Origin of the sequence: Streptomyces zaomyceticus (assembly GCF_014656215.1) — a bacterium.
In the GTDB taxonomy this organism is placed as follows: Bacteria; Actinomycetota; Actinomycetes; order Streptomycetales; family Streptomycetaceae; genus Streptomyces; species Streptomyces zaomyceticus.
Window position 1 is genome coordinate 15263 of sequence record NZ_BNBZ01000037.1, and the last position, 13684, is coordinate 28946.

The 13684-nt window shown below is 68.9% G+C and carries 11 protein-coding genes and 1 riboswitch; of the genes, 4 read left to right on the forward strand and 7 right to left on the reverse strand.

From position 1 onward, the window contains the following. Positions 1-108: 108 nt before the first annotated feature. From IE311_RS31635 to IE311_RS31660, 6 genes are all read right to left on the reverse strand, one after another. Positions 109-1125, reverse strand: coding sequence for a ribonucleotide-diphosphate reductase subunit beta (locus IE311_RS31635; protein ID WP_189835297.1), 1017 nt, complete (start codon positions 1123-1125; stop codon positions 109-111). After that, positions 1125-3500 carry a ribonucleoside-diphosphate reductase subunit alpha gene (locus IE311_RS31640; RefSeq protein ID WP_189835298.1) on the reverse strand — a complete coding sequence of 792 codons (2376 nt, stop codon included), beginning with the start codon at positions 3498-3500 and terminating at the stop codon, positions 1125-1127. Before IE311_RS31640 ends, IE311_RS31635 begins: the two co-directional genes overlap by 1 nt. 132 nt (positions 3501-3632) lie before the next feature. After that, a riboswitch (cobalamin riboswitch) is annotated at positions 3633-3776 on the reverse strand. A 42-nt stretch (positions 3777-3818) separates the two neighbouring features. Further along, positions 3819-4319: a GNAT family N-acetyltransferase gene (locus IE311_RS31645; protein ID WP_189835299.1), complete on the reverse strand. Its 501-nt coding sequence runs from the start codon at positions 4317-4319 to the stop codon at positions 3819-3821. Positions 4320-4484: 165 nt separating this feature from the next. Next, on the reverse strand, positions 4485-6110 hold the full coding sequence (mctP, locus tag IE311_RS31650) for a monocarboxylate uptake permease MctP (protein WP_189835300.1): 1626 nt from the start codon (positions 6108-6110) through the stop codon (positions 4485-4487). Beyond that, positions 6107-6370 (reverse strand): DUF3311 domain-containing protein, encoded by a 264-nt coding sequence (locus tag IE311_RS31655; protein WP_189835301.1) that lies wholly within the window; start codon positions 6368-6370, stop codon positions 6107-6109. The genes mctP and IE311_RS31655 overlap by 4 nt, the downstream gene beginning before the upstream one ends. Positions 6371-6600: 230 nt before the next feature. Then, positions 6601-7365, reverse strand: coding sequence for a GntR family transcriptional regulator (locus tag IE311_RS31660; RefSeq protein WP_189835341.1), 765 nt, complete (start codon positions 7363-7365; stop codon positions 6601-6603). 285 nt (positions 7366-7650) lie between these two features. On the opposite strand from IE311_RS31660, the gene IE311_RS31665 reads away from it, so the two are divergent. From IE311_RS31665 to IE311_RS31680, 4 genes are all read left to right on the forward strand, one after another. Next, the gene (locus tag IE311_RS31665) at positions 7651-8946 is read left to right on the forward strand and encodes an extracellular solute-binding protein (RefSeq protein ID WP_189835302.1); all 1296 of its coding nucleotides are present in this window, start codon (positions 7651-7653) and stop codon (positions 8944-8946) included. A 158-nt stretch (positions 8947-9104) separates the two neighbouring features. Next, on the forward strand, positions 9105-10127 hold the full coding sequence (locus IE311_RS31670; protein ID WP_189835303.1) for a carbohydrate ABC transporter permease: 1023 nt from the start codon (positions 9105-9107) through the stop codon (positions 10125-10127). Further along, complete coding sequence (locus IE311_RS31675) at positions 10124-10990, forward strand: carbohydrate ABC transporter permease (RefSeq protein ID WP_373314015.1); 867 nt, start codon at positions 10124-10126, stop codon at positions 10988-10990. Before IE311_RS31670 ends, IE311_RS31675 begins: the two co-directional genes overlap by 4 nt. A gap of 9 nt (positions 10991-10999) precedes the next feature. Continuing rightward, positions 11000-12523 (forward strand): glycoside hydrolase family 3 protein, encoded by a 1524-nt coding sequence (locus IE311_RS31680; protein WP_189835304.1) that lies wholly within the window; start codon positions 11000-11002, stop codon positions 12521-12523. Between the two features lie 125 nt (positions 12524-12648). Here the strand turns inward: IE311_RS31680 and nagB are convergent, their stop codons facing one another. Beyond that, positions 12649-13434, reverse strand: a complete 786-nt coding sequence (gene nagB / locus IE311_RS31685) for a glucosamine-6-phosphate deaminase (RefSeq protein ID WP_189835305.1) — start codon at positions 13432-13434, stop codon at positions 12649-12651. Positions 13435-13684: the final 250 nt, after the last annotated feature.

A 13684-nucleotide genomic window follows, 5' to 3' on the forward strand; every position in this document is an offset into this window, starting at 1 on the left:
TGGGCCGGGCCCCGCTCCTTCACGAAGGAGCGGGGCCCGGCTTTTTCACGACACTTCACGTCACCGCCCGGGCGGACGATCTTGTTCCCCGCCCCGGTCCTCGGAGGCTCAGAAGTCCTCGTCGAGGTCCACCGAACCCTCGACCGCCACCTGGTAGGCGGACGGCCGGCGCTCGAAGAAGTTCGTGAGCTCCTGGACACCCTGGAGCTCCATGAACGCGAACGGGTTCTCGGAGCCGTACACCGGGGCGAAGCCCAGACGCTGGAGACGCTGGTCGGCGACGCACTGGAGGTACTCGCGCATCGACTCGGTGTTCATGCCCGGCAGGCCGTCGCCGCACAGGTCACGGCCGAACTGCAGCTCCGCCTCGACGGCCTCCCGCAGCATGTCCGTGACCTGCTGCTGAAGCGCGTCGTCGAAGAGCTCGGGCTCCTCCTTGCGGACGGTGTCCACGACCTCGAAGGCGAAGTTCATGTGCATCGTCTCGTCACGGAACACCCAGTTGGTGCCGGTGGCCAGGCCGTGCAGCAGACCGCGCGACCGGAACCAGTACACGTACGCGAAGGCGCCGTAGAAGAAGAGGCCCTCGATGCACGCGGCGAAGCAGATCAGGTTCAGCAGGAAGCGGCGCCGGTCGGCGGCCGTCTCCAGGCGGTCGATCTTCTCGACCGAGTCCATCCACTTGAAGCAGAACTGCGCCTTCTCGCGGATGGAGGGGATCTCCTCGACCGCGTCGAACGCGGCGGCGCGGTCGTCCGGGTCGGGCAGATAGGTGTCGAGCAGCGTCAGATAGAACTGGACGTGCACGGCCTCCTCGAACAGCTGGCGCGACAGGTACAGGCGCGCCTCCGGGGAGTTGATGTGCTTGTAGAGCGTCAGCACCAGGTTGTTCGAGACGATCGAGTCGCCCGTCGCGAAGAACGCGACCAGACGGCCGATCATGTGCTGCTCCGCCGGAGTCAGCTTGGCGAGGTCGGCGACGTCCGAGTGGAGGTCGACCTCCTCCACCGTCCAGGTGTTCTTGATCGCGTCCCGGTAGCGCTCGTAGAAGTCCGGGTAGCGCATCGGACGGAGGGTCAGCTCGAAGCCCGGGTCGAGGAGGTTCTTCTTCTCGTTGGTGCTCATTACTGGCAGGCCTCGCAGGACTCGGGGTTCTCAAGGGAGCAGGCGAGGGCGTCCGCGTCGGGCGTCGCCTGCTGGACGGGGATGGTGGCCGCGGCCGTCGACGCCTGGGCGGCGCGGGCGATCCGGGTCGCCGGGCGGGAGCGCAGGTAGTACGTCGTCTTCAGACCCTGCTTCCAGGCGTACGCGTACATCGACGACAGCTTGCCGATCGTCGGCGTCTCCAGGAACAGGTTCAGCGACTGCGACTGGTCCAGGAACGGCGTCCGGGCGGCGGCCATGTCGATCAGGCCGCGCTGCGGGATCTCCCACGCCGTGCGGTACAGCTCGCGCACCTCGGCGGGGACCCAGGTGAAGCCGGCCACCGAGCCGTTGGCGTCGCGCAGCGCCTCACGGGTCTGCGCGTCCCACACGCCGAGCTTCTTCAGCTCGTCGACCAGGTAGGAGTTGACCTGGAGGAACTCGCCGGACAGCGTCTCGCGCTTGAAGAGGTTCGAGACCTGCGGCTCGATGCACTCGTAGACACCGGCGATCGAGGCGATCGTGGCGGTGGGCGCGATGGCGAGGAGCAGCGAGTTGCGCATGCCGACGGCGGCGATCCGCTCGCGCAGCGCGGCCCAGCGCTCCGGCCAGTTGAGCTCCACGTCGTAGTGGTCCGGGTGCAGCACACCGCGGGCCGCGCGGGTCTTGTCCCAGGCGGGGACCGGACCGCTGCGCTCGGCGAGGTCGGCGGAGGCCTCGTACGCGGCGAGCATGATGCGCTCGGCGATACGGGTGGACAGCGCGCGCGCCTCGGGGGAGTCGAACGGCATCTTCAGCTGGAAGAAGACGTCCTGGAGGCCCATCGCGCCCAGGCCCACCGGCCGCCAGCGGGCGTTGGAGCGGCCCGCCTGCTCGGTCGGGTAGAAGTTGATGTCGACGACCCGGTCGAGGAAGGTGACGGCCGTACGGACGGTGGCGTCGAGCCGCTCCCAGTCGATGTCCCCGCCGGTCACGAAGGACCCCAGGTTGACCGAGCCGAGGTTGCAGACGGCCGTCTCGCCGTCGTTGGTGACCTCGATGATCTCGGTGCAGAGGTTCGAGGAGTGGACGACCGTGCCCGGCTCGGCGGTCTGGTTGGCCGTCCGGTTCGAGGCGTCCTTGAAGGTCATCCAGCCGTTGCCGGTCTGGGCCAGGGTCCGCATCATCCGGCCGTACAGGTCACGGGCCGGCATCGTCTTGCGGGCCAGGCCCGCCGCCTCGGCCTTGTGGTACGCGGCGTCGAACTCCTCGCCCCACAGGTCGACCAGCTCGGGCACGTCCGCCGGGGAGAACAGCGACCAGTCGGCGTCCGCGTTGACGCGGCGCATGAACTCGTCCGGGATCCAGTGCGCCAGGTTCAGGTTGTGCGTACGGCGCTGGTCCTCACCCGTGTTGTCGCGGAGCTCCAGGAACTCCTCGATGTCCGCGTGCCAGGTCTCCAGGTAGACGGCGGCGGCGCCCTTGCGACGGCCGCCCTGGTTCACGGCGGCGACGGAGGCGTCCAGCGTCTTCAGGAACGGCACGATGCCGTTGGAGTGCCCGTTGGTGCCGCGGATCAGCGAACCGCGGGCCCGGATGCGGGAGTACGAGAGGCCGATGCCGCCCGCGTGCTTCGAGAGGCGCGCCACCTGGTGGTAGCGGTCGTAGATGGAGTCCAGCTCGTCCTGCGGGGAGTCCAGGAGGTAGCAGGAGGACATCTGCGGGTGGCGGGTGCCGGAGTTGAAGAGCGTGGGGGAGGACGGCAGGTAGTCGAGCCGGCTCATCAGGCCGTACAGCGCGGCGACCTCGTCGAGCGCGCGGACGCTGTCGTCCTCCGCGAGACCGCAGGCCACCCGGAGCATGAAGTGCTGCGGGGTCTCGATCACCTTGCGGGTGATCGGGTGGCGCAGCAGGTAGCGCGAGTAGAGGGTGCGCAGACCGAAGTAGCCGAAGCGGTCGTCGGCGGCCCCGTCGATCGTCGCGTCCAGCCGCTCCGCGTGCAGCGCGACGAACTCGGCGGTGCGGTCGGCGATCAGACCCTCGCGGTGCCCCACGGCGACGGAGGCGGAGAAGGAGAACGAGCCCTGTCCGGCCGCCTCGTCGGCGATGGTGATGGTCAGGAGCCGGGCGGCGAGCCGGGAGTACGCCGGGTCGTCGGCGATCAGACCGGCGGACGCCTCGGTGGCCAGCTCGCGCAGTTCCGCCTCGTCCGCCACGGCGCTGCGGCCGCGGAGCGCGGCGGCGGCGACCTTGCCGGGGTCGGTGTCGGGGAGATCGGCGGTGAGGTCGGTCAGGGTCCGCAGCAGTACGGTCCCGGGGCCGTCGCTCTCGACCGCGGAAGCCTCGGCGGAAGCCGGATCGGCGGGCGCGATGGTCACGTGGGGGCTCTCCCTCGCTCGGCTCGGGGCCGCGGCGGGGGAAGGCGGGCAGACGGGCGTCCAGGCACGGGACGCGACGCTTCCACCGGCCCACTCCGCGAGGCCCGGACGTCATTGGCACCCGGAACGGTCGGACCGGATGCGCCGTCGTCAGGTCGTCGGACTCACGTCGTACGAATTCGTCGTATCCGTACGAAGCACACCGTTGCGGGACAGTTCCGGATTCGCGCCGGATTCCCCTGCGTCGACAGCGAGGACGAGCATACATGTGGGGGGCGTCGCTTGCCGCACCCCCCACATGTTGTGTCGCCCCCCGGCTCAGAACTCCAAGGCGTAGGTGCGCAGGCGGTGGTCGGGAATCGGCTCCCAGTCCCGGTCCGGGGTCCGGACGAAGCCCAGGCGGCCGTATATCCGGTGCGCGGAGACCATCGAGGCGTCCGTGGACAGCACGATGCGCCGGCACCCCGGCAGGGCCCTCGCGCGCTCGACACAGGCCCGTACGAGGGCCTCTCCGACGCCCCGGCCACGGGCCTCCCGGGAGACCACGAGCATCCGGAACTCGGCCTCGTCCTCGACCGCGATGTCCGCCCACGGAGTGTTGCCGGTGGCGAAGGTCACCCCGCCGAGGAGCCGCCCGTCGCCGTCCTCGGCGACGAGCACCTCGCTCTCGCGCGCCCGCCGCGCCGTGTCCCGGAGCACGTCCAGATACGAGTCCTCCGCCCCGTACTTCAGCAGTCCGTCGTTCAGATAGGTCCCCGCGGTGAGCTCACCGAGAGTCTCGTACTCCTCGGGCCGTACCGCCCTGATCGTGAAGTCCATGAGGGCAGTGTGCCTCCGCTCGCCCGTCGGCCCCCAACGGGTCGTCGGCGGCTCCGCCGTCCACCGGGGACGGCGAAGGCCGCCACGCCTCGGAAGGAAGCGGGGCGGCCTTCGTCAGGTCCGGCGGTGCCGGGACCGGAGAGCGGTGCCGGCGGGCGGCCGGGGTCAGTGCGTGTCGGCGCCGACCTTCGGGAGCTCGGTGCTGACTCCGCGGTCGCCGGCGTCGGCCGTGTAGTCCTCCGGGGAGGTCTCGTCGATGCCCTCGGGGGCCTTGACGGCCTTGAGGACGAAGGTGAGGACGACCGTGACGAGGACGTTGAGGACGAAGGCGGTGAGACCGATGTAGCCGATCTCGCCGATGCCCGGGATCTCGGCCGAGGAGCCGCCGAAGTGCTTCTGGGTCGGGCTGGCGACCCCGTACGCGGCGATCGTGCCGTAGAGCATGCCGACGGCCCAGCCGGCGAGCAGCGCCCAGCGGTGGAACCAGCGGGTGAAGAGACCGCCGACCAGGGCCGGGAAGGTCTGCAGGATCCAGATGCCGCCGAGCAGCTGGAAGTTGATCGCGACCGTCTTGTCCATGGTGAGGACGAAGGCGAGCGCGCCGACCTTCACCAGGAGCGACACCAGCTTGGAGACCTTGGTCTCCTGCGCCGGGGTGGCGTCCGGCTTGATGAAGTCCTTGTAGATGTTGCGGGTGAAGAGGTTGGCCGCGGCGATCGACATGATCGCGGCGGGGACGAGCGCGCCGATGCCGATCGCGGCGAACGCGACGCCCGCGAACCAGTCCGGGAACATGGTCTCGAAGAGCTGCGGGATGGCGAGCTGGCCGTTCTTCACCTGGATCCCGGCGGCGATCGCCATGAAGCCGAGCAGCGCGAGCAGGCCCAGCATCAGCGAGTACAGCGGCAGGATCGTGGTGTTGCGGCGGATGACCTCACGGCTCCGGGACGACAGCGTCGCCGTGATGGAGTGCGGGTACATGAAGAGCGCGAGCGCCGAGCCGAGCGCCAGCGTCGCGTACGTCCACTGTCCGGCCTCACCGGGGACGAGCGAGCCGCGCGGCTTGCCGGTCGCCGGGTTGGTCTGCGCGTAGGCCTCGCCCGCCTTGGCGAAGATCTCGTCGAAGCCGCCCAGCTTGATCGGGATGTAGATGATCGCCACCGCGATGACGATGTAGATCAGGGTGTCCTTGACGAAGGCGATGAGCGCGGGGGCGCGCAGACCCGAGGAGTACGTGTACGCCGCGAGGACACCGAAGGCGATGAGGAGCGGCAGGTCCTTGATGAACCAGTGGGTGTTCTCGCCGCCGCCGACGCCCATGACGTCCAGGACGGCCTGGATGCCGACGAGCTGGAGCGCGATGTACGGCATGGTCGCGAGGATGCCGGTGACGGCCACCGCGAGGGAGAGGCCCTTGGAGCCGAAGCGGCCGCGCACGAAGTCCGAGGTGGTGACGTACCCGTGCTTGTGCGAGACCGACCAGAGGCGCGGCAGGAAGGTGAAGATCAGCGGGTAGACCAGAATCGTGTACGGCACGGCGAAGAAGCCGGCCGCGCCCGCCGCGTAGATGGCCGCCGGGACGGCGACGAAGGTGTACGCGGTGTAGAGGTCGCCGCCGAGCAGGAACCAGGTCACCCAGGTGCCGAACGACCGGCCGCCGAGGCCCCATTCGTCGAGGCTGTTCTCGTTCTCGGCCCTGCGCCAGCGCGAGGCGAGGAATCCCATGACCGTGACGGCCAGGAAGAAGAAGATGAAGACGGCGAGTGCGACGCCGTTCACGCCGTCCTTCATCGCGCGTCACCTCCCTTGCGGGCGCGCTGGTCGAGCTGCCACAGCTTGTACGCGACCATGGTGAGCACGGTGGAGATCAGCACCCAGAGCATCTGGTACCAGTAGAAGAACGGGATGCCCGCGAGGAGCGGTTCGACCCTCGCGTAGGAGCTCACCCAGAGCATCGCCACGAACGGCGCGAACAGACAGAGGGCTATCACCACCCGCAGGGGTGTGATGGTGGGTTGTTTCCCTTGTGTCGCATCTGGTGTATCTGACATGGCGATTGCCGTCCCCTCGCTGATCACCTCGGTAATGCTGGGGAAATCTAGGGGACGCTTCCGCTCCATGGAACCCCTGTCCGCATAACGGATGTGACTTTGTCATTCGCCGGGGGAATGCAGAACGGCCGCACCCGGTGGGGTGCGGCCGTTCGTGTCGTACGGAGTCGTAAAGAGTCGTAAATAGTCGTACGGAGTCGTTACGGAGTCGTACGGAAAGGGAGAAAGGGTCAGCCGTTCGGGCGCTTCAGGCGCGCCACGAACTTGTACCGGTCGCCGCGGTAGACCGACCGCACCCATTCGACCGGCTCGCCCTGGGCGTCCAGTGAATGACGGGAGAGCATCAGCATCGGCAGACCCACGTCGGTGCCGAGCAGTCCGGCCTCGCGCGGGGTGGCGAGGGAGGTCTCGATGGTCTCCTCGGCCTCGGCGAGGTGCACGTCGTACACCTCGGCGAGCGCGGTGTACAAGGAGGTGTACTTCACCAGGGAACGCCGCAGCGCGGGGAAGCGCTTCGCCGAGAGATGGGTGGTCTCGATCGCCATCGGCTCGCCGCTCGCGAGCCGCAGCCGCTCGATGCGGAGCACCCGTCCGCCGGCCGTGATGTCGAGCAGCCCGGCGAGGGTGTCGTCGGCGGTGACATAGCCGATGTCGAGCAGCTGCGAGGTGGGCTCGAGGCCCTGGGCGCGCATGTCCTCCGTGTAGGAGGTGAGTTGCAGGGCCTGGGAGACCTTGGGCTTGGCCACGAAGGTGCCCTTGCCCTGGATGCGCTCCAGGCGGCCCTCGACGACCAGCTCCTGGAGGGCCTGGCGCACGGTGGTGCGCGAGGTGTCGAACTCGGCGGCGAGTGTGCGCTCGGGCGGGACCGGTGTGCCGGGCGGCAGGGTCTCCGTCATGTCGAGCAAATGCCGCTTCAGTCGGTAGTACTTGGGCACGCGCGCGGTACGGGTGGGGGCTCCACCCTCCGTCTCCGTGCTGCCCGCGTCCGTGGCCATGGCCTGCCTTCCCGACTCCTGTGCTGCTGCCGTCACCGGCTCCTCCGTCTGTCGCGGCTCACATGGTGGCACGGACCGGTCACGGGTCGTCGCCCTCCCTCAGGTGTCGGTCCGATAACGGACGCGACTGCCCTTCTTATACACCCTTGACACCCCTAAAGGTCTAGGCCAAGCTCCGGGTACTGGTCTAAACCATTAAAGACCAGGTCCCAGCCCCACGAGCACTACCCGACGTATGTCTTCGCGCGGTGGGCAGGGGTTGCAGGCATCCCTGAGGAGGGTGGCGTGAAGCGCAAGCTCATCGCGGCGATCGGCGTCGCAGGCATGATGGTCTCTATCGCTGCGTGTGGTTCCGACAGTGACAAGGGTAAGGACGGCGCCAAGGCGCCGGCCGGGGGCGACAAGACCCTGACCGTCTGGGTCATGGACGGTTCCGCGCCGGACGCCTGGATGGCCGAGGTGAACAAGGCCTTCGAGGCCAAGCACCCGGGCGTCAAGGTCAAGGTCGAGAAGCAGGTCTGGAACGGCATCCAGGAGAAGGTCACCACCGCCCTCTCCGAGGACACCCCGCCGGACGTCCTGGAGCTCGGCAACACCCAGACCGCCGGCTACGCGGTCACCGGCGGTCTCGCCGACCTGACGGGCGACAAGACCAAGCTCGGCTACGACGCCTGGAACAAGGGCATGGTCGCCTCCAACGAGCTGGACGGCAAGCTCTACTCCGCTCCGTGGTACGCCGCCAGCCGCGTCGTCATCTACGACAAGGCCGCCTACAAGAAGGCCGGCGTCACCCCGCCGAAGACCCGCGCCGAGTGGATCGACGGTCTGAAGAAGCTCAAGGCCGCCGACCCGAAGTCGCAGGCGATCTACCTGCCGGGTCAGTCCTGGTACGTGCTCGCCGGCCTCATCTGGGACGAGGGCAGCGACCTCGCGGTCAAGGACGGCGACAAGTGGAAGGGCAACCTGTCCTCCCCCGAGGCCGTCAACGCCGTGAACTTCTACAAGGAGCTGGCGTCCTACTCCACCGCTCCGAAGGACAAGGACGAGGCGACCCCGCAGCAGTCCACCGACGTCGTCCCCAAGGGCGGCGTGGCGTCCTGGATCGGCCTCGGCTGGGAGGCCGGCGGCGCGATCGACGCCATGAAGAAGGCCGGCAAGACGGCCGACTTCGGCTACTTCCCGATCCCGGGCAAGACCGCTGACAAGCCGGGCTCCGTCTTCCTCGGCGGCTCGAACCTCGCCATCGCCGAGCGCTCCCAGAACAAGGAGCTCGCGAAGGAGTGGCTGGCCCTCGCCGCCGGCAAGGAGTACATGACCACGTACGCGAAGGCCACCGAGGGTGCGCTGCTCCCGAACCAGGACGGCGCGCAGTTCAAGCCGGCCGCCGGTTCCTTCGCCGAGTCGATGGCCGTGTCGTCCGCGTCCGGCAAGGTCACCCCGGTGACGCCGGGCTGGGCGAACGTCGAGACCGCGCCGAACCCGATCAAGGACTTCATGACGAAGGTCCTGAAGGGCGAGGACGCCAAGGCGGCCGGCGAGGCGGCCGACAAGGTCATCAACGAGCGCATCAACCAGCAGTAATCCGTAGCCAGGTGGTGCGGCCGGTGTCGCACCGGCCGCACCACCGGCGCTTGCAGTGACGCTTTGCAGTGACGCATCGCACGCAGTGACCAGCGGCCCGCTCCCCCGGGCCGTGCCCCGGTGGGCGCGGGAGCCCCAGAACCGCGAGGAATAAGACCATGACCGTGGACTCCCAGGGGACGGCCAGCGCCGCTCCTCAGGACGCGCCCGGGAGGGCGGCAGGGAAGTCTCAGACTCCGCCATCCCCTTCCGGCTCGAAGGAAGTCCTTCAGCCCTCGCGCGGCAGACGCTCGCTGCCGAGTGGGCTGCTGCCCTATCTGCTCGTCGCGCCGGCCCTGCTGTCCATGGCGGTGCTCCTGCTCTACCCGCTGATCCGCAATGTGATGCTCTCCTTCCAGCAGCTCAACCGGAAAGAGTTCATCACCCGTGAGACGGTCTGGATCGGCTTCGACAACTACACGGACCTGCTGAGCGACTCCCAGTTCTGGACGGTCGTCGTCCGAAGCGTGGTCTTCACCGCCGTCAACGTCGCCCTGATCATGGCCATCGGCACGGGCGTCGGTCTGCTGCTGAACCGCCTCGGCAAGAAGATGCGACTGGTCCTCTCGCTGGCCCTGATGCTCGCCTGGGCCATGCCGATCATCGCCTCCGTCACCGTCTTCCGCTGGCTCTTCGACGAGCAGTTCGGTGTCGTCAACTGGCTCATGCGCACGCTCGGCTTCTCGGGCTACGAGCAGCACAACTGGTTCGAGACGGGCTTCTCCACCCTCGTCATCATCCTGATCCTGCTCGTCTGGGGCTCGGTCCCCTTCGTCGCCCTCAACATGTACGCCGCCCTGACCACGGTCGGGACGGAGCTGTACGAGGCCGCCAAGATGGACGGCGCGAGCGGCTGGCGGACCTTCTGGTCCGTGGTCTTCCCGAACCTCAAGTCCTTCTTCATGATCACGACGTTCCTGGAGATCATCTGGATCTTCAAGGCGTTCGCCCAGGTCTACGCCATGAACCAGGGCGGTCCCGACCGAGGCTCCGAGACGCTCCCCGTCTTCGCCTACATCGAGGGTGTCGGCCAGTTCCACTACGGTGTCGCCGCCGCCATCTCCGTCCTGACGATCGTGATGCTCATCGCGGTCATGTCCTTCTACTTCCGCCTGATCCTGAAGCAGGAGGAGGAGCTGTGAGCACCACCACTGAGACGCCGCAGAAGCTGCGCACCAGGAAGCCGCTGACGGTCGGCGTCATCGCCAAGAACCTCACCGCACTCGTCCTCGCCGTGGTGTTCGTCTTCCCCGTCTACTGGATGTTCTCGTCCTCTCTGAAGCCGCAGCACGAGATCATGACGAAGGACCCCGTCTTCGTCTTCACGCCGACGTTCGAGAACTACACCACCGCGACCGGTGTCGACCTGTTCTGGACGTACGTCCAGAACAGCCTCCTGGTCACCCTCGGCGCCGTGCTGCTCGCGCTCCTCGTGGCCCTGGCCGCGAGCTTCGCGATCGCCCGCATGAAGTTCAAGGGACGCAAGGGCATCGTCCTGACCGTGATGCTGGCGCAGATGGCCCCCTGGGAGGTCATGGTCATCGCGATGTACATGATCTCCCGTGAGAACGACATGCTGAACAGCATCCCGATGCTCACGCTGATCTACTTCGTGATGGTCCTCCCCTTCACCATCTGGACCCTGCGCGGCTTCATCGCCGCCGTCCCGGTCGAGCTGGAGGAGGCCGCGCAGATCGACGGCTGCACCCGCGGTCAGGCCTTCCGCAAGGTGATCTTCCCGCTCCTCGCTCCCGGCCTGATGTCGACCTCGCTCTTCGGCTTCATCACCGCCTGGAACGAGTTCGCCATGGTCCTCATGCTGAACAAGGACAAGGAGTCGCAGACCCTGACGCGTTGGCTCACCGAGTTCCAGACCGCGTTCGGCAGCGACTGGGGCGCCACCATGGCCGCCTCCACGCTCTTCGCACTTCCCGTGCTCATCGTCTTCCTCTTCCTCCAGCGCAAGGCCGTCGGCGGCATGACCGCCGGCGCGGTGAAGGGATAAGGGCTCCTCATGACCACACTCGTACACGCCACGGACACCCTGACCCGTGACGCGCTCACGGTGCTCCAGCCGGGCTTCGTCGGCACCACCGCACCCGACTGGCTGCTCCGCCGGATCGGTGAGGGCCTGTCGTCGGTGGGCCTGTTCGGCCGGAACATCGTCAGCCCCGAGCAGCTCGCCGCGCTCACCGCGCAGCTGAGGGCCGAGCGGGACGACGTCCTCGTCGCCATCGACGAGGAGGGCGGCGACGTCACCCGTCTCGAGGTCAAGCAGGGGTCGTCCTTCCCCGGCAACTACGCGCTGGGCAGCGTCGACGACGTCGAGCTCACCCGCGCCGTGGCCCGTGAGCTCGGCCGCCGGCTCGCCGCCTGTGGAGTCGACCTCAACTGGGCGCCCTCCGCCGACGTCAACTCCAACGCCGAGAACCCGGTCATCGGCGTCCGGTCCTTCGGGCCGGACCCGGACCTGGTCGCCCGGCACACCGTGGCGTACGTCGACGGTCTCCAGGGCGTCGGGGTCGCGGCCTGCACCAAACACTTCCCCGGACACGGCGACACCAACGTCGACTCCCACGACGCGCTGCCCCGGATCGATGTGGACCTCGCCACACTGCACGCCCGTGAGCTGGTACCTTTCCGCGCTGCCGTCGCCGCGGGTACCAAAGCAGTCATGAGCGCGCATATCCTGCTCTCCGCGCTCGACCCCCATCGCCCGGCCACCCTGAGCCCGCAGATCCTCACCGGTCTGCTCCGTCAGGAACTGGGCTTCGAGGGGCTGATCGTCACCGACGGCATGGAGATGCAGGCCGTCGCGGCGACGTACGGCATCGAGCGCGGATCCGTCCTCGCCATCGCAGCGGGCGCCGACGCCATCTGCGTCGGCGGGGGGCTGTGCGACGAGGACACCGTGCTGCAGCTGCGCGACGCGCTGGTGAACGCGGTACGGACCGGTGAACTGCCCGAGGAGCGGCTGGCCGACGCCGCGGCGCGCGTGCGCGCCCTGGCGTCCTGGACCCAGGCGCACCGGGCCAGGGGGGCTGGATCGGTGCCGGGCGCGGCAGTGCAGGAGGGGACCGCGCCCGGCGCCGAGATCGGACTCGTGGCCGCCCGCCGGGCCCTCAAGGTGACCCGGGGGGAGCGGCCGTACACCCCGATGACCAGCGCTCCCTACGTGGCCTCCTTCACCCCCGTCGCGAACTTCGCGGTCGGCGACGAGACCCCCTGGGGCATCGCCGCCGAGCTGGAGCGGCTGCTGCCCGGCACGGAGACCGGTTCGTACGCCGACTCGTCCGTGGACGCGGTCCTCAGCGCCGCGGGGGAGCGGCGGGTCGTGGCGGTCGTACGCGACCTCCACCGCCACCCGTGGATGACCGAGGCGGTGGACGCCCTGATCGCGGCCCGTCCGGACACCGTGGTGGTCGAGATGGGCCTCAACGAGGCGGAGCCCCGCGGGGCCCTGCACATCGCCACCCACGGTGCGGCCCGGGTCTGCGGCCGCGCGGCCGCGGAGGCCGTCGTCGGCACCGGCGCCTGACCACCGCCTCCGACCCCGTACGGCGAAGGTCCTGCGACGGGGTCTTGCAGCGAAGGGGCCCGGCACCTGAACAGGTGCCGGGCCCCTTCGTCGTCACCGCGCGGCGACCGGAAGGTCGGGGCGGTTCAGATGCCCTGCCAGGCGGGCTTGTTGGCGAAGGTGTGACGGAAGTAGTCCGCGAGCTTCAGCTTGGAGGCTGCGGCCTCGTCCACCACGACCGTGGCGTGCGGGTGCAGCTGCAGCGCGGAGGCCGGCACCAGCGCCGCCACCGGGCCCTCGACGGTCTGCGCGACGGCCTCGGCCTTGCCCTCGCCGGTGGCGAGCAGCACCAGGTGGCGGGCCTCCAGGATGGTGCCGATGCCCTGGGTGATGACGTGGTGGGGCACCTGCTCGATGTCGTTGTCGAAGAAGCGGGCGTTGTCCACGCGCGTCTGCTCGGTGAGCGTCTTGATCCGGGTGCGGGAGGCGAGCGAGGAGCACGGCTCGTTGAAGCCGATGTGCCCGTCGGTGCCGATGCCGAGGATCTGCAGGTCCACGCCACCGGCCTCGGACAGCGCCCTGTCGTACGCCTCACAGGCCGCCAGGACGTCCTCGGCGGAGCCGTCGGGGCCGAGGAAGGCCTCCTGGGAGAGCCCGAGCGGCTCGACGACCTGGCGGAGCACGGTGGAACGGTAGGACTCGGGGTGACCCGCGGGCAGCCCGACGTACTCGTCCAGCTGGGCGATCCGGGCCCGGGAGGCGTCCACGGAGCCGGCCGAGACCTGGGCGATCAGGGCGTCGTAGATGGGCAGCGGAGTCGAGCCGGTGGCCACGCCGAGCAGCGCGTCGGGCTTGCGGCGCAGGAGGTCGGCGATGCCGTCCGCGATGAGCTCGCCGCCCGCCTTGGCGTCCTTGACGATGACAACTTCCACGCTGTGCCTGCCGATCTGGTGAGGGGCTGGTGAGGAGCCATGTGGTATAGACCAATCAAAGGCAAATCTAGCAGAGGAGGGGCCTTCCCCTCATGCCGTTCCGCCCCCCGGACGCCCCTGCCGCCTCCATCGTCGGCCGCCCGTGTCCCCCCAGCCACTCGAACCCCGACCCCACCCCCTCAGGGGCCCGGGAAGGCCGCCACGCGCCCGGCCCTGCGTGCTCGTGACGGGCCCCCTCGGGGCATGCGTA

Excerpts from the sequence above, each read along its gene's own strand:
- IE311_RS31635 (WP_189835297.1), bottom strand. The coding sequence starts at position 1,125 with ATGAGCACCAACGAGAAGAAGAACCTCCTCGACCCGGGCTTCGAGCTG.
- IE311_RS31645 (WP_189835299.1), bottom strand. The coding sequence starts at position 4,319 with ATGGACTTCACGATCAGGGCGGTACGGCCCGAGGAGTACGAGACTCTC.
- mctP (WP_189835300.1), bottom strand. The coding sequence starts at position 6,110 with ATGAAGGACGGCGTGAACGGCGTCGCACTCGCCGTCTTCATCTTCTTC.
- IE311_RS31655 (WP_189835301.1), bottom strand. The coding sequence starts at position 6,370 with ATGTCAGATACACCAGATGCGACACAAGGGAAACAACCCACCATCACA.
- IE311_RS31660 (WP_189835341.1), bottom strand. The coding sequence starts at position 7,365 with ATGGCCACGGACGCGGGCAGCACGGAGACGGAGGGTGGAGCCCCCACC.
- IE311_RS31670 (WP_189835303.1), top strand. The coding sequence starts at position 9,105 with ATGACCGTGGACTCCCAGGGGACGGCCAGCGCCGCTCCTCAGGACGCG.
- IE311_RS31680 (WP_189835304.1), top strand. The coding sequence starts at position 11,000 with ATGACCACACTCGTACACGCCACGGACACCCTGACCCGTGACGCGCTC.